Raw genomic sequence first — 26,009 nt, forward strand, 5'->3', positions numbered from 1 at the left:
CGACGAGCCGCATCACTCTCGCTCGTCGACGCGGCTGCGCCGTGAGCCGGCTATGCGCGCCACGAGATCGGCAAGCTCGGTGGGCTGGAAAGCGCCGGCTCCGATCCCCCCGACCCCATTACCACCGACAAGTTCCTCGCTGCCCAAGGGCAGAACCGCGCTTCCGAAACCCAGCTTTTCGGCTTCCTTGAGGCGCTGCTGCGCGTGCGCAACCGGCCTCACCGCACCCGAAAGGCTGATTTCGCCGAAATAGACGCAATCGGCGGGAAGGGCAAGACCGGTGAGCGAGGAAACCAGTGCCGCCGCCACTGCCAGGTCGGCCGCCGGCTCCGAAATGCGGTAGCCGCCGGCAACGTTGAGATAGACGTCGTGGGTGCCGAAGCGGACGCCGCAATGAGCTTCCAGAACCGCCAGGATCATCGATAGCCGGGCACCGTCCCAGCCGACGACGGCGCGGCGCGGCGTGCCCAGCGTCGACGGCGCCACCAGCGCCTGGATCTCGACCAGCACCGGCCGTGTGCCCTCCATGCCGGCGAAAACCGCGGCACCCGGCGACTTCGCATGGCGCTCGCCGAGGAAAAGCTCGGACGGGTTGGCGACTTCCCGCAAGCCCTTGTCCGACATTTCGAAGACGCCGATCTCGTCGGTTGGCCCGAATCGATTCTTGACCGTGCGCAGGATACGGAAGTGGTGGCCGCCTTCGCCCTCGAAATAGAGCACCGCGTCGACCATGTGCTCGACGACGCGTGGGCCGGCGATCTGGCCCTCCTTGGTGACATGGCCGACCAGAACGATCGCCGCCCCTGTGGATTTTGCATAGCGGATCATCGCTTGGGCAGCGGCACGCACCTGGGTCACCGTGCCGGGCGCCGAATCGGCCATGTCGGTCCACAGCGTCTGGATCGAATCGAGAATGACCAGATCCGGCCGCTTGCCGTCGGCGATGGTGGCGAGGATGTCCTCGACATTGGTCTCGGCGGCGAGCTCGACCGGGGTGTCGGCGACGCCGAGCCGCTGGGCGCGCAGCCTGATCTGGGCGACCGCCTCTTCGCCCGAGACGTAGACGATGCGGTGGCCCTTTGCCGCCAGCGCGGCCGCGGCCTGGGTGAGCAGCGTCGACTTGCCGATGCCGGGATCGCCGCCGACCAGTAGCGCCGAGCCGCGCACGAAGCCGCCGCCTGTGGCGCGGTCGAGCTCGCCGATGCCGGAGACAATGCGCGGCGCATCCTCGATGTCGCCGGACAGCGTCGTCAGCACCACGGCGCGGCCCTTGCGCGCATTGCGGGTGTTGGCCGGACCCGAGCCTATGCCGCCGGACGTGCCTTCCTCGACCAGCGTATTCCACTCGCCGCAGGCATCGCATTTGCCGGCCCAGCGCTGATGCACCGAACCACAATTCTGGCAAATGAACTGGACGCGGGACTTGGCCATCAGGCGCGGCCTGCGACAATTGAAAGACAGGTCGGCGGAACAGCGCCCCCCTCTGTCCTGCCGGACATCTCCCCCACTTGGGGGGAGATCGGACTGAACGTAGGATTTCGCCAATTTTCCGCGTCGCAAAAAAGAGTGGCGTCGCGAGTGACAGCCAATCTCCCCCCATGTGGGGGAGATGTCCGGCAGGACAGAGGGGGGCGCCGTAGAGCGCCGACCGCATTTTCGGGGCGTGGTTTAGCGAGCTGGTTCAAATTCAGTGCTTCTTGGCGAGAGCGCGAACTTCGGCAAGCGCCTCGTCGAGCAATTCCGGGTTGGGTGGCAGCATCTGCGAGTTGTAGATGGAAATCATGCCCTGTGTCTGGGTGGCAAACTCCGGCTCCGCTTTCCGCGCTTCCTCAGTGATCGCATCCACGTAAAACAGGAAATTCTGCCCGGCCAGAACAGGCACACCGCATCCACCCATGATCAGAGTGGTCGTGGAGACCACGCCATTCGGTTCCGGTTTGCCCTTGAACACCTCGGCAATCTCGTATCGTACGTTAACCAGTATTCGGCCATCACCCTCATCAGGCGGAACAGTTCCAAGTTTGATTGGGCTAAGCTCAGTTTCAGTAACCATGCCTCGGAATACCAGGGAGGCCTCCGCAAACGCTCGCTGCGGCGTCCAATCTGGAGGCATGGAACAAGCAGAGGCGGTTGCGAGGGCGGCAACCGCGCCAATGAGCGCAAAAGCAAGAACGGCGGCGCATCTGAAGTGGTTACCCATGCTACTCAAACCGATCCGGCAAATGATGCTCCTCGGCAAGATCCGAGAAGCGGGTGAACTCGCCCTGGAAGGCGAGGCTGACCGACCCCGTTGGGCCGTGGCGCTGCTTGGCGACGATGACTTCGGCCTTGCCGCGCATTTCGTTCATCTCGTGTTCCCATTTGATGTATTCGTCGGTGCCCGGCTTCGGCTCGCGGTTCTTCAGGTAGTATTCCTCGCGGTAGACGAACAGCACCACGTCGGCGTCCTGCTCGATCGAACCGGATTCGCGCAGATCCGAAAGCTGCGGGCGCTTGTCGTCGCGGCTCTCGACCTGGCGCGACAGCTGCGACAGCGCAATGATCGGCACCGCCAGCTCCTTGGCCAGCGCCTTGAGCCCGGTGGTGATCTCGGTGATCTCCTGGACGCGGTTTTGCGATGATTTCGCGCTCGACCCCTGCATCAGCTGGATATAGTCGATGACGATGACGTCGAGGCCGCGCTGGCGCTTCAGGCGACGTGCCCGGGCAGACAGCTGAGCAATGGAAATGCCGCCGGTCTGATCGATGAACAGCGGGATTTTCTGCATCGTCTGCGAGCACGCGACGAGCTTTTCGAAATCCATCTCGCTGATCTCGCCGCGCCGGATTTTCGACGACGGGATTTCGGTCTGTTCGGAGATGATGCGGGTGGCCAGCTGTTCGGACGACATTTCGAGCGAAAAGAAGCCGACGACGCCGCCATTGGCCGCTTTGAACGACCCGTCGGCCTGCTGCGCTGGGACGTAGGCCTCGGCGATATTGAAGGCGATATTGGTGGCGAGCGAGGTCTTGCCCATGCCGGGGCGCCCCGCAATGATGATCAGGTCGGACGACTGCAGGCCGCCCATGCGGCGGTCGAGGTCGCGCAAGCCGGTGGCGACGCCCGACAGATGCCCGTCGCGCATATAGGCGGCATTGGCCATGTCGACGGCGGTCTTGACGGCGTCGGTGAAGCTCTCGAAGCCGCCATCATAGCGGCCGGTCTCGGCCAACTCGAACAGGCGCCGCTCGGCATCCTCGATTTGGTCGGAGGGCGACATGTCGACCGGCGCGTCATAGGCGATGTTGACCATGTCCTCGCCGACCGTGATCAGCGCGCGCCGCGTGGCCAGATCGTAGATGGCGCGGCCATAGTCGGTGGCGTTGACGACCGTGACGGCCTCGACCGCCAACCGCACGACATATTGCGCCACCGTCATGTCGCCGACCTTCTCGTCGGCCGGCAGGAAGGTCTTCAGCGTGATTGGCGTCGCGATCTTGCCCATGCGGATGAGCTCAGCCGCGACCTCGAAGATCTTTCTATGCAGCGGCTCGTAGAAATGGCCGGGCTTCAGGAAGTCGGAGACGCGGTAGAAGGCATCGTTGTTGACCAGTATGGCGCCGAGCAGCGCCTGCTCGGCCTCGATATTGTTCGGCGCCTCGCGATAGAGCGGTGTTTCCGCCACGCCGAATTTTCGTGCTGCCTCTGCCATGATGTCCCCGGTCCTGATCCCCGGTCTCTCGATATCAGAACGAGACAAGTCGGTGATGACTTATCTGCATCAGTCCCCAACCAACCAACTTTGATGCCCGCGATTCACAGCCAGGTTCTTTCGGTGGAAAGAATCTCAATTGACTCGAATCAAGATGGCGAGCCTAGCCGTTCTTTGGCGAGAACAAAACAGGAAAATAGCGGTCGGTCATTCCGACAAGGCATCACCCCAGTCCAGTCGCCGCGCGGCCTTGAACGTCTCGCCATCGCGCTTGGTGAACAGTCGCTCGGCAGCACTCCCATCCCGTTGGCAAAGCTTCAGCAAGACCTTGCCGGAGCCCGACTTCGGCGGTGCGATCACTCGCGCTCGAGGCGGAGCGGCCGGATGGCGGGAAGCCGCGACAAAGATGAATTTCTCGTCCTCCCACGGCACCTCGGCATCCTTGGCCAGACGGTGCAGGCGCGAGCGGGCGACGCGGCGGGCGAAATGGCACCAGTCGGGAGCGACGAGCGGGCAGGGCGCCTCATGCGGGCAGGGCGCAAGCACGTGCGCCCCCGTATCGATCAGCTGCCGCCGCACGGCAAGAATACGCTGCCAGCCGGCCGGCGTGCCCGGCTCGACCACCAGCAGCGTGTCGGCGGTCAGCTGCCAGAGCCGGTCGACGAGTTTTGCCAGCGATGCCGGCGCGATCTCATCCAGCACATATGCTGAAGTCACCAGCTCGGCCGGCTCCAGATCGACCAGGTCGACGGTGACGTCGCCGGTCCGCCAGGCGGTCCTGGCCGTGATCGCATGCGCGGCAAGTGCTTCGCCGACCCTTCGCACGGCGGCGCCGGCCTCGAGCAGCACCGCCTGTTGGAGATCCGGCCAGAGATTCGTTGTGGCCCAAAGCACCGTGCCAGGGCCGGCGCCGACATCGAGCAGGGTTCTCGGAGCATAATCGGGCCGCGCCTCGCTTACCGCGTCGAGGCTGGCGCGGACGGCAGCATAGGTCGCCGGCAGCCGCGTTGCCAGATAGGCCTTCACCGCAATGTCTTCGGCCATGTGCAGGCGACCGTCGCGCAACTCTGCGCGGTAGCGGTCTGACAGGGTCTTTGCCGCTTGCTTAAGCACCGGCAACGGCACCTGTTCGAGAAGGCGGTCGACGCCTTGTCTAAGCGGGACGGGCAGTTCCATCGCTTAGGCAGTCCGAGGTGAGAGCAGAATAACCAAGGCGCCTACGATGCAGATCGCGGCACCGGCAAGATCCCAGCGGTCGGGGTGCACGCCTTCGGCCAGCCACAGCCAGGCCAGCGAGGCGGCAATGTAGATGCCGCCATAGGCGGCGTAGGCCCGGCCCGCCGCGCTCGTGTCGACCAGCGCCAGCAGACACGCGAATAGCACCAGCGAGACGAGACCGGGCGCCAACCACAGCGGCGATTTTTCCAGCCGCCACCATGCCCAGAACGAAAAGCAGCCGGCGATCTCGGCAAGTGCGGCAGCGACGTAGAGGAGGTAGGTCATAAAAAGGTCCCGCGTTGACGGGAGCCTTTTCAGCGTGCCAGCCGGCAATGGCAAGCGGCAATGGCGCGATCGCCGGCCGCCTACTCCGGATCCGCCACTTTGCGGCGACGAGCGGGCTTGGCCGCCGGAGCCTTTTCACGACGTCCAAGATCGCGCATCTCCAGCGCCTTCTCACAATTGGCCATGTAGTCGCGCGTCATCGGCAGCGTGTCGTTCTTCTTGGTAATCTGGATCTGGAAGATCACCAGATCCTGCCAGCGGAAGGCAGCTTCCGAGGCGGCAAGATAGAACTCCCACATACGGCAGAAGCGCTCGTCATAAATCGCCTTGGCCTTGTCGCGGTTGGCCGCGAAGCGTTCGCCCCAATGCTTCAGCGTCTCGGCATAATGCAGCCGCAGAACCTCGATGTCGGTGACGACGAGCCCCGATTTTTCGATGGCCGGCATCACTTCGGAGAGCGACGGAATATAGCCGCCCGGGAAGATGTATTTGCGGATGAAGGCGCTGGTCGCCCACGGCACGCCGGAGCGGCCGATCGTATGCAGCAGCATGACGCCGTCCGGCTTCAGCAGCGTCGCCGACTTGTCGAAGAAGGTGCGGAAATGATTGACGCCGACATGCTCGAACATGCCGACCGAGACGATGCGATCGAAACGTTCATTGAGTTCGCGATAGTCCTTGATGTCGAAATGAACCCGGTTTTGCAGGCCTTGCGCATGGGCGCGGTCGGTGGCGACGCCGTGCTGCTCGGTCGACAGCGTCACGCCCTGTACGTCGACGTCGAACGCCTTGGCGAGATAAAGCCCAAGCCCACCCCAGCCGGAGCCGATATCGAGCACCGTCTGGCCGGCCCTCAGCCTGAGCTTGGCGGCAATATGGCGCTTCTTGGCCGCTTGTGCCTCGTCGAGGGTCATATCCGGCTGCTCGAAATAAGCGCAGGAATATTGCATGTCCTCATCGAGGAAGAGGCGGTAGAGGTCGCCCGACAGATCGTAATGGCGCTGCACGTTGCGGCGCGCCCGCGACGCCGTGTTGATCTGCTGCAGGCGCCGGAAGGCGTGGCGCAGACCTTCGATCGCTTTCGACCAGGTGGCATCGATACCGCCGCTGCCCATGTTCTGGAACGCAATGCGCATCACCCCCAGCACGCCGCCCTCGAGAATGTCGAGTTCACCGTCCATGTAGGCTTCCGGCACCGCCAGCATCGGATCGAAAGTGATGGCGCGCTCGGCATGCCTTGTCTTGATATGCATGTGCACCGGCTCGCCGCTGCCGTCACCGAAAGTCACCATCGAGCCTTGCGGCCCTGTCACCTTGAGATTGCCTGTGCGGACCAGGCGGTCGAGAATGCGTTTCAGCAGAATATTCATGACCAAATGTCCCCTCTCGGTCAGACAGGCTGTCTTATTCTGCATCAAGATATAGGGGTTCGAAAAGTTCCATTTGGCATAAAAATGCCCGGGTACGAGGCCCGGGCATTGGTCCAGAATAGCGATTAGCCGGCGAATGCCGACGAATGACGATCAGCCGTTGTCTTCGCCGCCCTCGAACTCCGCATTCGGATCGAAGAAGTTTTCCGGCCGCGCATTATCGTTGATGTCCTCGCCGTAGATGGCTTCGGCGGTTGTCAGCGTTTCGCCCTTGGCCTGGCGCTCGGCTTCGTCGGCCGTGCGGGCAATGTTGAGCGTGATGGTAACCTCGACCTCCGGATGCAGCGCGATCGCCACATTGGTGACGCCAATGGTCTTGATCGGCTGGTTGAGCAGGATCTGGTTGCGGTTGACCGAAAAACCTTCCGCCGTCACCAGCTCGGCGATGTCGCGTGTCGAGACCGAACCATAAAGCTGACCGGTCTCGCCGGCCGAGCGCACGGCGATGAAGCTCTTGCCGTCGAGCTTTTCTGCAATCTGCGCGGCCTCGGACTTGCGCTCCAGGTTGCGGGCTTCCAGTTGCGCCCGCTGTCCCTCGAACTTCTTCTTGTTAGCTTCGTTGGCGCGCAGCGCCTTGCCCTGCGGCAACAGGAAATTGCGGGCGAATCCGTCCTTGACCTTGACGGTGTCGCCCATCTGGCCGAGGCGGGAAACGCGTTCGAGAAGAATGACTTCCATGGTTTTGTTCCTTCGCTTGGGCGCTATCCTCAGGATCGGCGCCGAGTTGTCTGGAACAGGTCAGGAAGCTGGGCGTCGCCGCCTGTGTCGCTGTCCTGCCTGTCGCGGCAGTTAGGATCTCTTGTCGAAATCCAACCCGGGATTTGGTGTTCGATCCGGCTACGCCCGTCGTGGCCGGTGACAAAAAGCGGGCGGCGAACCGCCCGCGTAGATTTAGCGGACCACGTAAGGCAGCAGGCCGAGGAAGCGGGCACGCTTGATCGCCTTGGCGAGTTCGCGCTGCTTCTTCTGGCTGACGGCGGTGATGCGCGATGGCACGATCTTGCCGCGCTCCGAAATGTAGCGCTGCAGAAGCCGCACGTCCTTGTAGTCGATCTTCGGCGCGTTGGCGCCAGAGAACGGGCAAGTCTTGCGGCGGCGGTGGAAGGGGCGCCGGGTTGGGATCTGATTGATGTCGACCATTATTCTGCCGCTCCTTCAAAGCCTTCGCGCGGACGGCGCGGGCCACGATCGGCACCGCCATCGCCGAAGCTGCGCGGCGGACGATCACTGCGGTCACCGCGATCGCGGTCGCCGAATGAGCGCGGGCCACGGTCGCGGTCGCCGAAGCCGCCGCGTTCCGACCGCTCTTCGCGCTTCTGCATCATTGCCGACGGACCTTCCTCATGCGCATCGACCTTGATGGTCAGGAAACGCAGTACGTCCTCGGACAGACCCATCTGGCGCTCCATTTCGTTGAGCGCGGCCGGGGGGCAGGTGATGTCCATGAGTGTATAATATGCCTTCCGGTTCTTGTTGACCCGGTAGGTGAGGGACTTCAGTCCCCAGTTCTCGACCCGGCCGACGGACCCGCCATTCGCGGTGATGACGCCCTTGTACTGTTCGACAAGCGCATCGACCTGCTGCTGCGAGAGGTCCTGCCGAGCAAGAAACACATGTTCGTATAGAGCCATAGTGTTCGTGCCTTTCTTCGTTTCTCTCCCGGTTCCCGGCGGCAAAAGCCTCTGCAACTTCTCTGACCCGCAATCCTTGCGAAGGCGGGGAAGAAAGGAGCATGACGAGACGGTCGAGAGCGGAGACACGGGAGGCGGAAGCGCTTCTGGCTTCACGCGAAGGTTTCGAAAAACCTCCGGCCCTCCGTTCAGCCCCCAGCAAGGACCGGCAGATTGCGGGCGTCTATACAGGAATTTGGCTGCAAGGCAAGGGCAAACGGCCGACGTGTCGTAAGCAGATGAGTTGTCCGGATTAGGTAGCACATGAGTTGTCCGGTTTTATCGCCAGCCAAAGGGAGGCTGGGGCCGCGGTTAAGGTCAGGCAATACCCTGATGGGACGCTCGCCGTCTTCCACGGGCCCCGCCGCATCGCCCGATACACGCCCGACGGCGCCATAATCCAAGAAACCTGCCGCACGGGGCAAGCCGCGTGAACCGCTTCGACGCAAAACTGAAGCGGACTACCAAACCGGACAACTTGATTTGCTACCGACAGGGCAAACGGCCGACGTGTCGTAAGCAGATGAGTTGCACGCGAGTTGTCCGGTTTTATTGGGCTGCTGGCCTCATTCGCAAGGTCTTACGCATTTCCTGCCCGGACCCAAGAATGTTTTCCTCGCCTGACAAAACAAACCGGATGCCCTGTTCGTATAATCGCGGGAGACGATCGAGGTAACGCCAACAAATCGAACAGCTCTACGCAGTCGGCAGTCAGCTGCAACAATTCCCGTCTCTCGACGACACGATCGGAGTTCGCGCATCACGCTGCAACTTCAGCTGCCTCAGCTCGTGTGCGCAGCCACTTTGCCTGTGGTTTCGGGGAAGAAATCGGGCGCCGCATGGCGCTTGCCGAACATCATGTCGTATTGCAGCAGACGGAAGTCGCGGATTGCCGGGTCGATCTCTTTCTTACGCGACCAATCGGGGGTGGCGTCGCCTCCCGGTGCCAACAGCAAATTACGGTCGATGACGCGGTAGCGCTCTCGCAACTGGCCGAGGAAGCCGGTGTAATACGGATGGCTGATGCCGGCCGTTTTCAGGATATGGTAGGGCAGGAAGGCCGGGCTGACGACGCCCAGATCCTCGGCCGGGCCGCTGCGGTTCGACCAGACGATCAATGGCGTCTGGTGGTGCTGCAGCATCTGGTCGGCCGCCTCCTTGCGCGGCGCGACATTGTCCTTCAGGAAACCGGTCTCGACGTAGACCGGCCCAAGCGGCGGCAGGTGATCGCCGAAGAATGCGATGACGGTCGGCCGCTCGCGTTTCTTCGCCCATTCGATCAGCCGCTCGAGGCCGCGGTCCGCATCGGAAGAGCCTTCGGCGTAGCTCAACAGCGATTCACGTGCCCATTGGCTGATCGGCGCCTGCACCTTGTGGGTCGGATTGATATAGCGATACGGCTCATACGGCCCGTGGTTCTGCAGGCTGACGGCGAAAAAGAAGACCGGCTCGGCGCTGGTATCGGCTTCGCGGATGATCTCGTCGGTCATCGCTGCGTCCGACGCGAGCGGTCCGCGCTTCTGCATGGGCGGCAACGTCTCCTCGGACTTGAAGTCGTTGAAGCCGAAATCGGCATAGACGGCCCCCCGATTCCAGAACCAGTTGGTGCCGGGATGGATGGCGCGCGCCCGGTAGCCCTGACTTTTCAGGAAGGTCGCCAGCGAGGGAGTCGGTGTCCGCACATATTGCTGGTAGGGAATGCTGCCCGCCGGCAGGAAGGCGTTGGAAAAGCCGGTCAGGGCCTCGAACTCGATGTTGGCCGTCATGCCGCCGAACTCGGGCGAGAACATGTAGCCCGTGCGCAGTGCCCGCACATTGGGGATAGGGTCGGGTGTGATGGTGACGCCGGGCAGCTTGGTCGGATCCCAGAAGGATTCGCTCATCACGACGATGATGTCGGGCTTCTCGGCAGGTACCGAGGCGATCACCTGCGGTTTGCCGATCGCTTCGATCGCCTTGTCGGAATAGCCGGGCGGCGCCGAGACATGCGCCATCGGGACGTTCAGCGCGAAGGCGAGCGCAAAACCGTTCGAGGCATAGTTTTCCTTCTGGTCCCACATAATCGGGATGATCTGCAGCCGGTCGCGCGTCCACGAGAAGGTGGCATAGTCCATGATGGAGACGAAGAAAGCGATCAGCGGCACCGTCAGCGTCAGCCGGGCAAGGCGGCCCTTGTGGCTGAGCGCCGGAACGCGGCGGCGCCATAACCGCCAGCCATAGACGAGCAGCGACAGCCCGCCGACGATGCCGATCGCCAGGGCAATGGCGGTTCCTGGGCGGTCGCGGACCAGGAGCGGCATCAGTGCCACGATCTGCCGGGAATAGAGGAAATCGGTCGGATAGAGCGGATCGCCGAGATAGAGCGACTTCTGGTGGCCGACGAACGCCAGCGACAATGTCAGCGGCGCGACGATCATCAGGCTCTGATGGCTGCGGCCGAGCACGGCGTCGAGGCCGATGAGGATCAGCGCAAAAATGATGATCGTGGTCCAGCCGGGTTTGAAAGGCTGCAGAAAGAAATCAATGGTGCCGGCAAAGTTGCCGCGCACGATCAGTTCGATGGCAAACACCAGGATGGCCGCAGCCAGCAAGCTGATAAGGCCATAGCGGATGACAGGCCATCTGCGCGCCGGCAGATAGCCAGTCGACGGATCGCCTTCAAGAAACTGTGGCGCCGCCTCGGCTGCGCTCTGCTTGGTCTTTGCCACTTCAATAGTTCCCCGGCCCGCAACAAAGGCGTCACTCGATTGTCATCGAACTGTCACGCAAAGCCTAGCGCCTGCGGCGGAAATAAGAAGAGCCAACAAACAAATCGTGAGCGGTTTTCATCATGAGTGATCGCCAAAAAGCCTGCCGAAACAGGCACTCGGCCGACGCTGAGCGGTCAAGGTTGGACTTGACTTGGGCGCACGCCTTGCGTCACAGGCAGCGAGAACCAGCAGCTGGGAGCCGACCATGGCCATCGCATTCACCTTTCCGGGGCAGGGCAGCCAGGCCGTCGGCATGGGCAAGGACCTCGCCGATACTTTTGTGGAATCGCGGCGGATCTTCGAGGAAGTCGACGACGCGCTCGGTGAAAAACTATCGCAGCTGATCTGGGAAGGCCCGGAAGAGACGCTGACGCTGACCGCCAATGCTCAGCCGGCGCTGATGGCGGTGTCACTCGCCGCAGTCCGGGCGCTGGAGGCGCGCGGCTTCTCCCTGAACGGCAAGGTCACCTATGTCGCCGGCCATTCGCTCGGTGAATATTCGGCACTTGCGGCCGCTGGTTTCGTTTCGGTCGCCGACGCCGCCCGGCTGTTGCGTATCCGCGGCAATGCCATGCAGGCGGCTGTACCGGCCGGCGAGGGCGCCATGGCGGCGATCATCGGGTTGGAACAGGCCGACGTCGAGGCCGCTTGCGCAGAGGCCGCCCAAGGCACCGCCAAAGATCCTGCGCAAGCCTTGGTTTGCCAGATCGCCAACGACAATGGCGGCGGCCAGCTGGTGATCTCCGGCGCCAGGCCGGCGGTCGAACTGGCGGCAAAGCTATGCACGGAGAAGGGCGCCAAGCGGGCGCTGATGCTGCAGGTCTCGGCGCCCTTCCATTCGGCATTGATGAAGCCTGCGGCCGAGATCATGCGGGAGGCGCTGGCCGCCGTGACGAAGCGTGCGCCGGTCGTGCCGCTGGTCTCGAATGTTACGGTGACCCCGACGAGCGATCCTGACGAGATTGCCCGCCGCCTCGTCGAACAGGTGATCGGGCGCGTGCGCTGGCGCGAAACGGTGGAGTGGTTCGGCAGCAACGGCGTTGCGACGCTTTACGAAGTGGGCGCCGGCAAGGTGCTGTCGGGGCTGGCCCGCCGCATCAACCGCGATATTGCCACCACTGCCATCGGATCCGCGGCGGATGTCGAGGCGGCGCTGGCGGCGCTTGCATAATCAACTGGCGATTTGACACCGCTCCATGCAAAGGGTGTTCGCTCAGATCAGGAGGCAAGAATGTTCGAATTGACCGGCCGCAAGGCGCTCGTCACCGGCGCATCGGGAGGTATCGGCGAGGCGATCGCCCGTGTGCTGCACGGCCAGGGCGCCATCGTCGGCCTGCATGGTACACGTATCGAGAAATTGGAGGCGCTGGCCGCCGAACTGGGCGACCGGGTCAAGCTTTTCCCGGCCAATCTTTCCAACCGCGACGACGTCAAGGCGCTCGGCCAGAAGGCGGAGGCCGACCTCGAAGGCGTCGACATCCTCGTCAACAATGCCGGCATCACCAAGGACGGGTTGTTCGTGCGCATGGCTGACGCCGACTGGGATAGCGTGCTCGAGGTCAACCTGACCGCCGTGTTCCGGCTGACCCGCGAGCTTACCCATCCGATGATGCGGCGCCGCCATGGCCGCATCATCAACATCACTTCAGTGGTTGGCGTCACCGGCAATCCCGGCCAGACCAATTACTGCGCCTCCAAAGCCGGTATGATCGGCTTTTCCAAATCGCTGGCGCAGGAGATCGCCACCCGCAATATTACCGTCAACTGCGTCGCCCCGGGCTTCATCGAATCGGCGATGACCGCCAAGCTCAACGACAAGCAGAAAGAGGCGATCATGGCGGCGATCCCGACCCGGCGCATGGGCACGGGCGCCGAAGTCGCCTCTGCCGTCGCCTACCTCGCTTCCAACGAGGCAGCCTACGTCACCGGCCAGACCATTCATGTGAATGGCGGCATGGCAATGATCTAACACTTGGGAAAACGCTTCATTCCGTCTTGGATGCACGGGATTTTTCGTGTAATGCCGCCCGCAACCCGGCGGTTCGGGCAAAAACCGGTCCTGTTCCGCTGCGTTTCCGGCAGGACCATCTTTCAGCTTGATTAGCGGCATTCTGCCCGCTAACGAAGACAGACAACCAAAAGACGAGGATGCCCAAATGAGTGACACCGCAGAGCGCGTCAAGAAGATCGTCATCGAGCACCTTGGCGTCGATGCCGACAAGGTGACGGAGCAGGCGAGCTTCATCGATGATCTGGGCGCGGACAGCCTCGACACGGTTGAACTTGTCATGGCGTTCGAAGAAGAGTTCGGTGTCGAGATCCCGGACGACGCCGCCGAGACCATCCTGACTGTTGGCGATGCGGTGAAATACATCGACAAGGCCTCGGCCTGACGCTATTTGCAGTCATCACCGAGGAGGACCTGCGATGAGGCGTGTCGTCGTCACGGGCCTTGGGCTGCTTTCGCCGTTCGGCATGGGCTTCGAGCACAGCTGGAAGGAGCTTCTGACCGGCCGCAGCGCAGCCAAGCGCATCACCGAATTCGAGGTGGAAGACCTTGCCTGCAAGGTCGCCCACTCCATTCCGCGCGGTGACGGCTCCAACGCCACTTTCAATCCTGAAGCCGTTCTCGAGCCGAAGGAACTGCGCAAGATCGGCGATTTTATCCTGTACGGGATCGCGGCCGCCGACGAGGCACTCAAGGATTCCGGCTGGCAGCCGAAGACGCACGAGGAACAGTGCGCCACCGGCGTGCTGATCGGTTCGGGCATCGGCGGCATCGAAGGCATCGCCGAGAATGCGATGATCCTCAAGGAACGCGGCCCGCGCCGCATCAGCCCATTCTTCATCCCCGGCCAGATCATCAACCTCGTCTCCGGCCAGGTCTCGATCCGGCATGGGCTGAAAGGCCCAAACCACGCCGTCGTCACCGCTTGCTCGACCGGTGCGCACGCCATCGGCGACGCCGCTCGCCTGATCATTTGGGGCGATGCAGACGTTATGGTCGCAGGCGGCGCCGAAGCGCCGGTCACGAGACTGTCGATCGCCGGGTTCGCCGCTTGCCGCGCGCTCTCCACCGAGCGCAACGACGCGCCGCAAACGGCCTCGCGCCCCTATGATCGCGATCGCGACGGCTTCGTCATGGGCGAGGGCGCCGGTGTTGTCGTGCTCGAGGAACTCGAACACGCCAAGGCCCGCGGCGCCAAGATCTATGCCGAGGTCACCGGCTACGGTCTGACCGGCGACGCCTATCACATCACCGCGCCTGCCGAGGATGGCGACGGCGCTTTCCGTTGCATGACAGCGGCGCTAAACCGGGCGAAGCTGACGCCCGCAGATGTCGACTACATCAACGCGCACGGCACATCGACCATGGCCGACACGATCGAACTCGGCGCCGTCGAGCGGCTGGTCGGCAACGCCGCCTCTAAGATATCGATGTCGTCGACCAAATCGTCGATTGGCCACCTGCTGGGCGCGGCTGGTGCTGCCGAGGCGATCTTTTCGATCCTCGCCATTCGCGACAACATCGCGCCGCCGACCATCAATCTCGACAATCCGGAGCGCGAAACGGCGATCGACCTGGTGCCGCACAAGCCGCGAGCCCGGCAGATCGACGTGGCGCTGTCCAACTCCTTCGGCTTCGGTGGCACCAACGCCTCGCTCGTCTTCCAGCGCTACAATGGCTGACCGCTCTGCCGGTTTCCGTCTGCCGTCAATTTTGCCATATTCGCCCCTACTCTGCCCGAGGGGATTCGTCGCAAGATCAGATGGTAGGGCGCTATGAACACAAATCCGGCCGATAACGGGGAATTCGGGCAACGGCCAGCAACGTCCGGCCCGATCGTGCCGAAAACGGCCAGCGAGGCGTTGCGGCCCGAGGCCGGCACGCCGCCGCCGAAGCGCTCGCGTGCCTCGCGCAGCCAGTTCGTCGTGTTCATGAACTTCGTCATCTCTTCGGTGATGCTGATGGTTCTGGCGGCAGGCGTTGCGCTGTATTTCGGCAAGCAGGAGTTCAACGAGCCCGGCCCGTCGGCCAATGGGGACACTTTCCTGGTCAAGCCGAATAGCGGCGTCCAGGAGATCGCCGACCAGCTTGAGCGGCGAGGACTGATCAGCGACGCCCGCATTTTCCGCCTTGGCGTGCGCGCCTTCGGCAATGATTCCGCCCTGAAGGCCGGCGAATACGAGATCAAGCCGCAGGCGTCGATGCACGACATCATGGAACTGCTGAAGAGCGGCAAGTCGGTGATGTATTCGCTGACTATCCCCGAGGGGCTGACGGTGGAGCAGGCGCTGCAACGGATCGCCGAGCAGGACGCGCTGACCGGCGATATGCCGTCGACCACCCCACCTGAGGGCAGCCTCGCCACCGACACGCTGCGCTTCACCCGCGGCGCAACACGCCAGCAGATGGTCGACAAGCTTCTGGCCGACCAGAAGAAGCTGGTAGACGAGGTCTGGCAGCGCCGAGCGCCGGATCTGCCGATCGCCAATGTTGAGGATTTTGTCACCCTGGCCTCGATCGTCGAGAAGGAGACCGGCAAGGGCGATGAACGCTCGCGCGTAGCCGCCGTCTTCCTCAATCGGCTGGCCAAGGGTATGCGGCTGCAATCGGACCCGACCATCATCTACGGCCTCTTCGGCGGCAAGGGCAAACCCATCGATCGCCCGATCTATCAGTCGGACATCCAGAAGCCGACGCCCTACAACACCTATCTGATCAACGGTTTGCCGCCGACGCCGATCGCCAATCCCGGCCGTGCGGCGCTGGAGGCCGTCGCCAATCCGTCGAAGACCAGCGATCTCTACTTCGTCGCCGACGGCAGCGGCGGCCACGTCTTTGCCTCGACGCTCGATGAGCATAACGAGAATGTCGCTCGCTACCGGGCACTGCTGAAAAAGCAGGCGCAGGACGCCGCCAAGGCCGGGGCAACCAATACCGGAGCCGACACGCCGGCGGGAGCCATCGTTGACGATGCGGGCGCCACCGCCGCCCAGTAGGGCCGGACGCCATCAGGTTGGCCCTGTGCATGTCCGGGTGGATGTGCAAGGGCTGCTATGGCATTGAAATTCACATGATCCTGCCCGGAGAAAATCGCTCCGGCTTGAGGGCATTCGGCAAAGGGACGCACGGCTACATGAACTTGCAGAGCATGACCGGTTTTGCGCGCAGTGTCGCCGAACACGACGGCACTTCGATTGCCTGGGAAGCCAAGTCCGTCAACGGCAAAAGCGTCGAGGTCAGGTTGCGGCTGCCGCAAGGTTTCGACCGGCTGGAGCCGGCCGTCCGGCAGACGGTGCAAAAGCGTTTTGCGCGCGGCAATTTCCAGATGACGCTGACCATTGGCCGCGCCGCCGGCGCGCAAGCGCAACCCGTGGTCAACGAGGCTTTCCTGAAGGATCTGGCGGGCTTGGCCAAGCGGCTGCAGGAGCAGTTCGGAGTAGCCCCTGCGGCGGCCGACGGCCTGCTTGCGCTGCGCGGCGTCCTCGACATTCCCGAAACCATCGAAACCGAAGAGGCGCGCAGTGCGCTCGATACCGCGATACTGTCGGCGCTGGAAGCAGCACTGAACGGGCTGCAGCAGGCGCGCCAGGGCGAAGGTGCCGCACTTCGTGCCCTGCTGTCCGGCCATATCGATGCCATCGAGGCGCTGACGCTGCGGGCCGAGGCCGATCCATCACGCGAGCCGGCCACGATCCGCGAAAGGCTCGCCGAGCAGATCCGCTTGTTGATGGACGCGTCCGCCAATCTGGACGCCAGCCGGCTGCATATGGAAGCGGCGTTTCTGGCCACCAAGGCCGACATACGCGAGGAAATCGACAGGCTGAAGACGCACGTGGCGTCGGGGCGGGCGCTGCTCGCCGGCGGTGGCGCCATCGGCCGCAAGCTCGATTTCCTGGCACAGGAATTCAACCGCGAATCGAATACGCTGTGTTCCAAGTCGAATGCTGCCGCGGTCACCGCCATCGGGCTGGAGCTGAAGGCGGTCGTCGACCAGTTTCGCGAACAGGTCCAGAATCTGGAATGATCCCGATGCCAAGCCACATGACTGCCAAGCCCCATGACCGCTAGGGATTTGGGTTCCCGCATTCGGCGCCGCGGGCTGATGCTGGTCTTGTCGTCGCCCTCAGGCGCCGGCAAGTCGACGATTGCGCGCAATCTGCTGGAGAGCGATTCCAGTCTAGAATTGTCGGTCTCGGTCACCACGCGGCCACGCCGCGGCAGCGAGATAGAGGGCGTCCATTACCACTTCCGCACCATGCGCGAGTTCGAGCGGCTACGCGATTCCGATGCGCTGCTCGAATGGGCGGAGGTGCACGGCAATTGCTACGCGACCCCGCGCGAGCCGGCCGAACAGGCGCTGGCCGAAGGCCGCGACATGCTGTTCGACATCGACTGGCAAGGCGCTCAGCAGCTCAAGGAGAAGATGCGCGCCGACATCGTCTCGATCTTCATCCTGCCGCCATCGATGAAGGAATTGAAGGCGCGGCTGAAGCGTCGCGCCGAGGACCAGGAAGCGGTGATCGAGACGCGGCTCAAGAACGCCCGCAACGAGATCGAGCACTGGAAGGAGTATGATTTCGTCATCGTCAACGACGATCTCGACCGCGCTTTCGCCGAGGTGCGCGGCATCGTTACGGCCGAACGGCTCAGACGCGATCGCCGGCCGGGCCTGTTCGATTTCGTCTCGGGGCTGCTCGATGAGAAGACGGATTGATCAAGGCGCTGTCCCCGCGACCAGGATCAGATTGCGGCTGAGCGCGGCGTCGCGCAGTTCCAATGCCGCGGCATATTCGGCGGAGCGGTACCAACGCCGCGCCGTGTCCATGTCGGGGAATTCCACGATGATCAGCGGCCCGGGAGACCAGTCGCCTTCCAACCTTTCCACCTCGCCGCCGCGTACCAGATAGCGCCCGCCATGCTGGGCGATGGAGGCAGCCGCGCGGGCGCGGTAGGCTTCGATAGCCTCGGCGTCACGGATCGTGACGTCGGAAATGACATAGGCGGCCACTGTTGTCTCCGGGCAGGGTTTGTCCGGCTATCTATGCCATGAGAGCGGAAATTCAACGCGGACGCTTCCCGGCATCACACCGCGTTGGTCAGGCGAACGAATTCCTCGACGCTGAGCGTCTCCGCACGCCTGGTCGGATCAATGCCGGCGCGGGTGAGCAGTGCCTCGCCGCCGAGGCTTTTCACGCTCTGCCGCAGCATTTTCCGGCGCTGGCCGAATGCCGCTTCGGTGACGCGGCTAAGCCGTTTGACCTCTGCCGGCAAGGGGCTGGCGCGCGGCACTAGATGCACCACCGAGGACGTCACCTTGGGTGGCGGCGTGAACGCCTGGGGCGGCACGTCGAAGACAATCCTCGCCTCCGTCCGCCAGCCTGCAAGCACGCCGAGCCGGCCATAGGCCTCGCTGCCGGGGCTGGCTGCAATGCGTTCGGCGACCTCGCGCTGGAACATCAGCGTCATCGACGCGTAGAAAGGCGGCCACTCGGTCACGGTCAGCCAGCGGATCAGCAATTCGGTGCCGATATTATAAGGCAGGTTGGCAACGATTTTCACCGACCCGCCGCTTCCCGGTATTCCTTTGGCAAGCGCTGCAAAATCAGTTTTCAGCGCATCGCCGGCCACGATCTCGAGCCGACCCGGATAGTGGTTCGCGATCTCGGCCAAGGCCGCCAGGCAGCGCTCATCGCGCTCGATCGCGACGACCCGGCGGGCGCCGTTGAGGAGCAGGGCCCGAGTCAGCCCGCCCGGACCGGGACCGACCTCGATAACCGTAACGTTGCTCAGGTCGCCGGCGGTCCGCGCAATCTTGCTTGTCAGGTTAAGGTCGAGCAGAAAATTCTGGCCGAGTGCCTTTTTCGCCTGCAGCCCATAGCGCTCGATCACCTCGCGCAGTGCCGGCAGGCCGTCTATGCTCATCGGGTTGGGCTCATCGGGCTGGGCTCATCGGGCTGGGCTCGTCGGGTTAAGGCCATCGAATTGGGCTCATTGGGCCCAGTGGCCTACGGCCTTTTCCCGGTATCGGCAAGCAGGCGAGCGAGTTTCAGCGCCGCAATCAGGCTGTCGGCACGGGCAATGCCCTTGCCGGCGATGTCGAAGGCGGTGCCGTGGTCGGGCGAGGTGCGGATGAAGGGCAGGCCGAGCGTGACGTTGACTGCCTCGTCAAACGCCAGCGCCTTGGCGGGGATCAGCGCCTGGTCATGATACATGCAGAGCACCACGTCATAGCCGGCGCGGGCGCGAGCGTGAAACAGGGTGTCGGCCGGCAATGGCCCGAAGGCTTCTATTCCTTCCTGCCTCAGCCTGTCGATCGCCGGGCGCACGATCCGCTCGTCTTCGGTGCCTATCGCGCCGCCTTCGCCGGCATGAGGGTTGAGGCCGGCGATGGCGAGCCGCGGCTTGGCAATTCCGAAGCGGTTTGCAAGGTCGGCGGCGGTAATGCGGCCGGTGGCGACGATCAGGTCGGTCGTCAGCGCCTTCGGCACCTCGGCCAGTGCGATGTGAATGGTGACCGGCACGGTGCGCAGGTCCGGACCGGCAAGCAGCATCACCGGCGTCACTTCGGTGCCGGTGTGAAGTGATGCCAGATGCGCCAGATATTCGGTGTGGCCGGGAAAGCGAAAGCCGGCATCGTAGAGCGGCTTCTTGGCAATCGGGCAGGTGACGACCGCGGCAGCGCGGCCGGCCAGGCAGTCGGCAACGGCGCGGTCGATCGCCTCGATGATTCCGGCGGCGTTGGCTGGATCCGGGCGGCCGGGACTGTCGACGAAACGGGCGGAAAGCGCCACCACCGGCAGCGCGCGCGAAAACACACTAGGCGCTAGCGCCGGCGTCGTCTCGGCAATCGCGATATCGGTGCCGAGCCCGTGCGCCCGCGCGGCAATCAGCGCCGGATCGGCAAGGAGATAAAAAAACGGAACGCCGGCGCTGTCGCGGGCCTGCCAAGCGGCGATGGCGATGTCCGGCCCCACACCGGACGGATCGCCGACGCTCAACGCCAGCGGAAGCTCTGTCTCAGGCACGGCGATGCCGACTTCAGCGCTCGATGATGCGGGCTTTCTTCCGCAACTCCTCGACGTATTTCTTTGAGAGCTCGTCGGCGTTCTTGTCGCTCGAGCCCTCGCTCTGGAACACCATCTGCGCGACTTTGTCGTCCGACACTTCGCGCGACGAGCAGATGCCGACGAATTCGACGCCGCGGTCGGTCTCGCGCGTCGCGGTGGCGCCGCCGACCTTGGTGGCCTTGATCTGCTCGGCCCAGTCCGGCGGCAGTTGCGGCGCCAGCACCCGGCCGAGGTCGCGAACGGTGACGTCGATCAGGCCCTTGGCAAATTCGCGCGTGGTGTTGCAGCCGTTGAAGCGGGCGCGCATGGCGTCGGCTTCGCGCTTGCGCTTGGCCAGCGTCGCGCTGCGCTCGGCTGCCGGCACGACGAAGATGACCTGCTGCAGCATGTATTCGGTGGCGCTCGGCTTGCTGCCGCCTTTTTCGAGCATGCGCTTGACGACGTCCTGCTCGCTTATGGCGCCGCCCCCGTCGGCGGAGCGGTAGCGCGCGGACAGCGCCTGGTTCCAGGCCATCTGCGCTCGGATGAATTCCTTGAAGTGCTCCTTGGTGACGCCTGATTGCGCCATCACACCGTCAAGCTGCTTGAGCTGCATCTTGTTGTTCGTGGCGAAACGCTGATAGGCGGCATCGACCTGCGCATCGCTGATGCGGATGCCTAGGCGCCGGGCCTCGGCCGAGCGCAGCGTCTGATCTATCATTTCCTGGCCGGCATCGCCCTTTCTGCGCTGCAGGCGCAGGAAAGCGGCCCGATGCTGGATGTCGCCTGTGGTGATCGGTACGTTGTTGACGACGTATTTGATCTCGGTGGCGAAAGCCGGCGGCGTCACTGCGGTGGTCGAGAACGCCACCAGCAGCGCGAACCCTGCCGAAAAGAGGTATTTCCTCATCGAAAGCATCCCAGTTCCATCCCGATTCGACCCAACCCATCCCAGTTCAGGTCGCCGAAATCCGTGCCTGCTCTATGCGGCGAAACAATGTCGTCCGCCAGCCACCCCGTTGCCGACTGCCGTTATTGGATGGTGTCGATGGAGCGTTGCGACGAGCCGAAATCGCCGAGCGTGCGGAACGACAGGTTGAAGCCGACGTTCTGCGACACTTCCCTGGTGTTAAGGTCACGTCTTTCCGAAAACGTCATCAAATAGGTAAAGCACGAATCACTATAGGCAAAGCCGACGCCGTCCTTGACCAGCACGCTCTGCTCAAGATCATATGTGCCGGTGCCAAAGACGCGCCAGTTCTCGGCAAGATGCGTCGAGGCGCCGAGCGTGACCTCATGGCGATCCGTGGAGAAGCCATAGAGCGGCTGCGCCTGGATGAAGGCGTATTTGGCGCTCAGCGATACCGGCAGGCCTGAAAAGGCGGCCTTTACCTCAGCGCGGCGGATCTCGAAGCTTTGCTCGTCGAAACGGCCGCTGACCGAGCCGGAAAATCCGCTGGGGCTGTTGAAGCCGACAAGGCCGACATAGTCGGAGGTTGCCGTTTCAAGACCCGAATAGGCACCGACGTTGACCAGATCCGGCGTGCCGAACGAGTTCTGGCCGCCGAGCTGGTAGGATTGGCCGAACACTGCATTGGTGCCCCAGCCATTGTCATATGCACCGGAATAGCGGAGCCCGACATTGGCGCGTGTGCCGCCTTCCATGCGGTCATAGCCCGAGAATTTGTCGCGCTCAAACAGCGTCGTGGCGTCGAAGACGAAGCTCTGGGCGTCCTCGTTGGGAACCGCCAGCCCGCCGACATATTGCTCGTTCGGACGCACGAATACTTGCGCCATCGGCTCGAAGACATGGCTGGAACTGGTCATCGAGAACAGCACCGGCCAGCGCATCTCAAGGCCGGCGGTCGCCATGAAGCGGGCAAGCGATGAACGCATATCGTCCTCAACGCCGAGATTGGTCGCCATCTGGTTGATGGCGTCGAGCGAGGCGGAGGAGGCATTGACATAGCCGGCGTCGCCGCGCAGCGCCAGGAGCGGCGTCAGCAGCAGCCCGCCATCGGTGGTGATGGTGCGCTTCCATTCGGCTTCCGCGGTAAGACGGCCAGATTGACCGTCGATGCCACGAACGTTGTTGACGGACGAAGGGACGCCCGAATCTGCAAGAGCCGTATCGAGCCTGTCGCGGTCTATGACCCGCGCGTTGACGTCGAACGAGAGCTGCCCGCCGGCCACCGGCATGTCGGGGATATAGGCGTAGTCGAGCGAGGGCAGCACCCAGGGCTGCTTGGCGGCGCGTGCGGTCGGATCGCTGGCGAGCGTGTCTTCCTGAACGTCGAAGTGCATGGCGCGCACATCGAAGTAATTGCGATCGTTGAGTCCCGTCAGATACACCTCGGAGCGGTGCACGCTGTCGTTGAAGCCATCGATGTCGTAAGTGCGCGCGAAATTCTTGTCGCTCTGCAGCAGGATGTCCCAACCGAAGTCCCAGCGCGGGTTGATAGCGAACTGGCCCTGGGTGCCCATCATGCCGCGGAACCTGTTCGGGTCGCCTTCGGTACCCGAATTCACGTTGTGGCCATTGTCGTCGATGAAGGCGTCGGGATTCTCCTGCCGGATGCCTGCAATTTTCAGGCTGTACTGACCATTGTTGAAGCGCTGCCGCCACTCGGCCTCACCGAGGAAACCTTGCTTGGTATAGCCGCTGCCGGTGACAGTGAGATCGTAGGTCGGCGAGAGCGCGAAATAGTAAGGGACCTTAACACCGACGCCGAGGTCGCTCTTGTAGGCGACGCCGGGAATCAGGAAGCCGCTCTTGCGCTTGACCGTTGGGTCGGCGATCTCGAAAGCCGGCAGATAGGCCAGCGGAAAGCCGAAGAACTCGAAGTTCGAGTTTTCGAAGCGAACCGTCTTCTTTTCGCCGTTCCAGATGATCTTCCTGGCCTTGATACGCCAGGTCGGCGCTTTGTCGGGCTTGTCCTCGCACGGCTCGCACGCGGTGTAGACGCCATTGTGGAATGTCGTCAGCACGCCGCCCATGCGTTCCGCGCTTTCGGCGGCGAAGTAGGCCTTGTCTATGGTCTCGACCCGCAGCGCGTTGACGAACCCATCGGCGAAATCGTCAGTGATGTCGGCGTGCTGCGAATAGATTTTGGTGCCGTCGCTATTGACGAGTTCGACATTGCCGCTGGCGACGAGGCGTTTGGTGTTGCGGTTGTATTCGACCCGCTGGGCGACGAGACGGTTGCCGCCATAGTCGATCTGGACGCCGCCGACGGCCGTCACCGTCTGCTTGTCGTTGTCGTAGACCAGCGTATCGGCCGCCAGCAGCATCTGCGTGCCGCTCGGAACCTTCGTTGCCAGTTCACGGACGTCTTGGGCAAAAGCCGAAGCAATCGGGGCGACGCTGGCGAGCAGGCATGCCAAGGCGCTCGCCGCAGAGAGGCGTGCCAAACCGGCGTGCCTATGGCTGCGCAAAACCGCCTCCCTCACTAGCCGTCTTCCTTGTATAGCAGGAATGTCACCCCGAAGAACATAGCCACGACAACCGGGACCCAAGCCGCTACGGCTGTGGGTACGAATCCCGCCACGCCGAATGCCTTGACCAGCACCGAAACGACATAAAGCAGAAAGCCGGCCACGATGCCACCCAGAATCATCGTCGCCGACTGCCCCATCCTCGCAAATCGCATTGATACCGTTGCCGCAATCAGCGTCATCGCCACGAGCAGGAAGGGCAGCGCCACCAGGGAATCGAACTGCATGGCGAAGGCATTTGCCTTGAGGCCGAAGGAGCGGGCCACCTCGACTTTGCCGGGCAAATCGTAGAAGGGGATAGTCTCAGGGCGCGCCAACCGCTCTTGCACGAATTCCGGCTTGAGATTGGTCGGCAGCCGATCGCTGGGTAACGACTGGATGGTGCCGTCCCGGAACACCTTGACGTCCTGCAATTCCCAGTAGCCGTCCCGCAAAAAGGCGCGCGCCGCATCCTTGCGCTCGATGATATCACCTTGCGGACTGAAGCTGAAGAAGACCGCGTCGGCCATCTCCAGGCCTTGATTGAGAATGGCGCGCGCTCCGATGATGGTATCGCCGGAACTGGTTTTCTGCCTGATCCAGGGTGCGGCATCGGCCGAGACTGTATTCGACTTGCCCGAACGGAGCTGGGTCTCGATCTGCTCGGACCAGGAATAGGCGTGCGCGGCTATCGGATTGATGACGCCGACCGACAAGGCACCAAACAGCAGCGCCCCGATACAGCATGGCAGCAGGAACTGCCATGCTGAAACCCCGGCGGAACGGGCGATGACCAATTCATATTTGCGGTTGAGCGACACCAGGGTCGCCATCGCCGAGAACAGGCCGACGAACGGCACCGTCTGCAGCATGATCATCGGCATCCTGAGTCCGGAAATGGCGAAGGCAGTCCCGTAAGTGAAGCCCGGGACACCGGTCGTGCGGCCGGAAAGCTCGGTGAAATCGATCAGGAACACCAGCGCCAGAAGGCCGATGAAGAACCAAATGGTGATCGTCACATAGCGAAAGAAGAAGTATCGACCCAGAGTCCAGCCCATCAGCCGGCTCCCTGTCCGGAAGCGCCGCGCCCAGCAAAACGGAGCTTGATGGCGCTCCAGCCCTCACTGAAGCGGCCGGCAAGATTGGTCACCCAGTCGGCCCAGGCAACAGGCAGTTCCATGGTCCGGTTGGAAACAATGAACCAGATGGCGATCGCCGATGCCACGATCGGGACGCCGTAGACCATATAGGCATATTGCGGCACCTTGTCGGCCTTGCCGGCGGCAAAGAACCCGAGCCAGCGCACGAACAGCGCGATCGCGATTGCCGTGATCAGCGGGTGCACACGCGCCTCACGATGCGAGCGTGCATCTCCGGCGACGGCGAGCGCGATCAGCGCGAAGACGAGCGAATAGGACCACTCGGAAAAACGCTGGTCGAGCTCGGCCAGGTACCTGTTCGGCTTTTGCTGGTACATCTTGTCGTTCGGACTGGGATTGAGCAGATACTGGGTCGTCCGGTCCTTCGGCAAAAGCAGGATGTCGGATGATGCCGACATGAAAGCGGACAAATCGAAGGCATAGGAGGTGAACCGGATCACCGAGAGGTCGCCGGTCATGGTTTTGCGATGGATCACCCCGTCATTCATCATCAGCACCTTCTCGTCGCCGCGTTCGATGATGCTGCCGGACTTGGCATAATAGACGAGATTGACGCCTTCTTCGCGCGAATCGGCGACGAAGATGCCGCCGAGGCGATTGTCGGGAAGCCGTTCGCCAACCTGCAGGAACAGGCCGTCATCGATCTTGCGGAAGGTGCCTTCCTGGATGATCAACGACAACAGATCCGCACGCGAAGATGCTATCAGCTCGCGGTTCTTCTGGCGCGCGTAGGGGTCGACGCCATTGTCGACCGCGAACGAAAAAACGCTGGCTGCGAGTGCCAGAAGCATGATCGGCCTGACGATTGTCCAGCGTGAAGCGCCGGCGGCATTGATGACGGCGAGCTCCGAATCCGAATTCATCACGCTGAGGATCTGGGCGACCGCGACCACTAGGGCGAACGGTACGACGATCGGAACGATCGTCGGGATGATCAGCGCTGCGACTTCGAAGAAGGTGAGGGCCGACTGACCGCTATCGGTGACGAGGTCGATGCGGGCGAGGACCTGAGTCGTCCAGACGATCGCCAGCGTCCAGACGAGCGCCAGCGCGAATACCGCGAAGGCACGGCGCATGATGTAACGTTCAACGACCTTCATGAAGGCTTTTCTCGGCGATTTCGAACGGCATCATGCCTTGGAACAAGGTAGTCGTCCGGCGCCGGCTGCACAACTGGCTCAGTTTGGCGGTTCGATCCGGGTTCTGTCCCGTATCGTACATTCCGCTGGGCCGGAGTGTCGACGGCAATGGATAAGAAAAGGCGAACATTGTTGGT

At 62.9% G+C, this 26,009-nt stretch carries 24 protein-coding genes; 7 read left to right on the forward strand and 17 right to left on the reverse strand.

Annotation, left to right across the window (positions count from 1 at the left end; genetic code table 11):
• Positions 1-12: 12 nt before the first annotated feature.
• The 10 genes from radA to NKJ72_RS21150 all read right to left on the reverse strand — a co-directional run bounded on the left by radA (position 13) and on the right by NKJ72_RS21150 (position 11,003).
• On the reverse strand, positions 13-1,431 hold the full coding sequence (gene radA / locus NKJ72_RS21105; protein ID WP_254820239.1) for a DNA repair protein RadA: 1,419 nt from the start codon (positions 1,429-1,431) through the stop codon (positions 13-15).
• Positions 1,432-1,687: 256 nt separating this feature from the next.
• Entirely contained in the window at positions 1,688-2,200 is a 513-nt protein-coding gene (locus tag NKJ72_RS21110; protein ID WP_352479227.1) for a hypothetical protein, read from the reverse strand.
• A 1-nt stretch (position 2,201) separates the two neighbouring features.
• Positions 2,202-3,692: a replicative DNA helicase gene (locus tag NKJ72_RS21115; protein ID WP_023677714.1), complete on the reverse strand. Its 1,491-nt coding sequence runs from the start codon at positions 3,690-3,692 to the stop codon at positions 2,202-2,204.
• Positions 3,693-3,899: 207 nt separating this feature from the next.
• Positions 3,900-4,868, reverse strand: coding sequence for a small ribosomal subunit Rsm22 family protein (locus tag NKJ72_RS21120; protein ID WP_352479228.1), 969 nt, complete (start codon positions 4,866-4,868; stop codon positions 3,900-3,902).
• Between the two features lie 3 nt (positions 4,869-4,871).
• Positions 4,872-5,195 (reverse strand): YnfA family protein, encoded by a 324-nt coding sequence (locus NKJ72_RS21125; RefSeq protein ID WP_352479229.1) that lies wholly within the window; start codon positions 5,193-5,195, stop codon positions 4,872-4,874.
• 80 nt (positions 5,196-5,275) lie between these two features.
• The gene (locus NKJ72_RS21130; RefSeq protein WP_352479230.1) at positions 5,276-6,565 is read right to left on the reverse strand and encodes a cyclopropane fatty acid synthase; all 1,290 of its coding nucleotides are present in this window, start codon (positions 6,563-6,565) and stop codon (positions 5,276-5,278) included.
• A gap of 153 nt (positions 6,566-6,718) precedes the next feature.
• Positions 6,719-7,303 (reverse strand): 50S ribosomal protein L9, encoded by a 585-nt coding sequence (gene rplI / locus NKJ72_RS21135; protein WP_254820243.1) that lies wholly within the window; start codon positions 7,301-7,303, stop codon positions 6,719-6,721.
• A gap of 213 nt (positions 7,304-7,516) precedes the next feature.
• Positions 7,517-7,765, reverse strand: coding sequence for a 30S ribosomal protein S18 (rpsR, locus tag NKJ72_RS21140; protein ID WP_006203718.1), 249 nt, complete (start codon positions 7,763-7,765; stop codon positions 7,517-7,519).
• Positions 7,765-8,256 carry a 30S ribosomal protein S6 gene (gene rpsF, locus NKJ72_RS21145; protein ID WP_352479231.1) on the reverse strand — a complete coding sequence of 164 codons (492 nt, stop codon included), beginning with the start codon at positions 8,254-8,256 and terminating at the stop codon, positions 7,765-7,767. Before rpsF ends, rpsR begins: the two co-directional genes overlap by 1 nt.
• A gap of 821 nt (positions 8,257-9,077) precedes the next feature.
• Positions 9,078-11,003 (reverse strand): LTA synthase family protein, encoded by a 1,926-nt coding sequence (locus NKJ72_RS21150; protein ID WP_352479232.1) that lies wholly within the window; start codon positions 11,001-11,003, stop codon positions 9,078-9,080.
• A gap of 247 nt (positions 11,004-11,250) precedes the next feature.
• On the opposite strand from NKJ72_RS21150, the gene fabD reads away from it, so the two are divergent.
• The 7 genes from fabD to gmk all read left to right on the forward strand — a co-directional run bounded on the left by fabD (position 11,251) and on the right by gmk (position 17,767).
• On the forward strand, positions 11,251-12,216 hold the full coding sequence (gene fabD / locus NKJ72_RS21155; RefSeq protein ID WP_352479233.1) for an ACP S-malonyltransferase: 966 nt from the start codon (positions 11,251-11,253) through the stop codon (positions 12,214-12,216).
• A 60-nt stretch (positions 12,217-12,276) separates the two neighbouring features.
• Complete coding sequence (gene fabG / locus NKJ72_RS21160) at positions 12,277-13,014, forward strand: 3-oxoacyl-[acyl-carrier-protein] reductase (protein ID WP_352453223.1); 738 nt, start codon at positions 12,277-12,279, stop codon at positions 13,012-13,014.
• A gap of 187 nt (positions 13,015-13,201) precedes the next feature.
• Positions 13,202-13,438, forward strand: coding sequence for an acyl carrier protein (locus NKJ72_RS21165; RefSeq protein ID WP_006203723.1), 237 nt, complete (start codon positions 13,202-13,204; stop codon positions 13,436-13,438).
• Positions 13,439-13,472: 34 nt separating this feature from the next.
• A complete protein-coding gene (fabF, locus tag NKJ72_RS21170) occupies positions 13,473-14,735 on the forward strand; it encodes a beta-ketoacyl-ACP synthase II (RefSeq protein WP_352479234.1) in 1,263 nt (420 codons plus the stop codon).
• A gap of 93 nt (positions 14,736-14,828) precedes the next feature.
• Complete coding sequence (gene mltG / locus NKJ72_RS21175) at positions 14,829-16,049, forward strand: endolytic transglycosylase MltG (protein WP_352479235.1); 1,221 nt, start codon at positions 14,829-14,831, stop codon at positions 16,047-16,049.
• A 137-nt stretch (positions 16,050-16,186) separates the two neighbouring features.
• Positions 16,187-17,077 carry a YicC/YloC family endoribonuclease gene (locus NKJ72_RS21180; protein ID WP_352479325.1) on the forward strand — a complete coding sequence of 297 codons (891 nt, stop codon included), beginning with the start codon at positions 16,187-16,189 and terminating at the stop codon, positions 17,075-17,077.
• Positions 17,078-17,110: 33 nt separating this feature from the next.
• On the forward strand, positions 17,111-17,767 hold the full coding sequence (gene gmk, locus NKJ72_RS21185; protein WP_254820312.1) for a guanylate kinase: 657 nt from the start codon (positions 17,111-17,113) through the stop codon (positions 17,765-17,767).
• On the opposite strand, the gene NKJ72_RS21190 is transcribed toward gmk, so the two are convergent.
• The 7 genes from NKJ72_RS21190 to lptF all read right to left on the reverse strand — a co-directional run bounded on the left by NKJ72_RS21190 (position 17,768) and on the right by lptF (position 25,833).
• Positions 17,768-18,061 carry a DUF1330 domain-containing protein gene (locus NKJ72_RS21190; RefSeq protein WP_352479236.1) on the reverse strand — a complete coding sequence of 98 codons (294 nt, stop codon included), beginning with the start codon at positions 18,059-18,061 and terminating at the stop codon, positions 17,768-17,770. It abuts the gene before it with no gap.
• A gap of 74 nt (positions 18,062-18,135) precedes the next feature.
• On the reverse strand, positions 18,136-18,975 hold the full coding sequence (gene rsmA / locus NKJ72_RS21195) for a 16S rRNA (adenine(1518)-N(6)/adenine(1519)-N(6))-dimethyltransferase RsmA (protein WP_352479237.1): 840 nt from the start codon (positions 18,973-18,975) through the stop codon (positions 18,136-18,138).
• 83 nt (positions 18,976-19,058) lie between these two features.
• Positions 19,059-20,078 (reverse strand): 4-hydroxythreonine-4-phosphate dehydrogenase PdxA, encoded by a 1,020-nt coding sequence (pdxA, locus tag NKJ72_RS21200; RefSeq protein ID WP_352479238.1) that lies wholly within the window; start codon positions 20,076-20,078, stop codon positions 19,059-19,061.
• A 13-nt stretch (positions 20,079-20,091) separates the two neighbouring features.
• Positions 20,092-21,018, reverse strand: coding sequence for a peptidylprolyl isomerase (locus tag NKJ72_RS21205; protein ID WP_352479239.1), 927 nt, complete (start codon positions 21,016-21,018; stop codon positions 20,092-20,094).
• A gap of 113 nt (positions 21,019-21,131) precedes the next feature.
• A complete protein-coding gene (locus NKJ72_RS21210) occupies positions 21,132-23,549 on the reverse strand; it encodes an LPS-assembly protein LptD (RefSeq protein WP_352479240.1) in 2,418 nt (805 codons plus the stop codon).
• Complete coding sequence (lptG, locus tag NKJ72_RS21215; protein ID WP_352479326.1) at positions 23,549-24,634, reverse strand: LPS export ABC transporter permease LptG; 1,086 nt, start codon at positions 24,632-24,634, stop codon at positions 23,549-23,551. Before lptG ends, NKJ72_RS21210 begins: the two co-directional genes overlap by 1 nt.
• Complete coding sequence (gene lptF, locus NKJ72_RS21220) at positions 24,631-25,833, reverse strand: LPS export ABC transporter permease LptF (RefSeq protein ID WP_254820306.1); 1,203 nt, start codon at positions 25,831-25,833, stop codon at positions 24,631-24,633. The genes lptG and lptF overlap by 4 nt, the downstream gene beginning before the upstream one ends.
• Positions 25,834-26,009 lie beyond the last annotated feature (176 nt).

It is taken from the genome of Mesorhizobium sp. M0045, assembly GCF_040323385.1.
Lineage (GTDB): Bacteria > Pseudomonadota > Alphaproteobacteria > Rhizobiales > Rhizobiaceae > Mesorhizobium.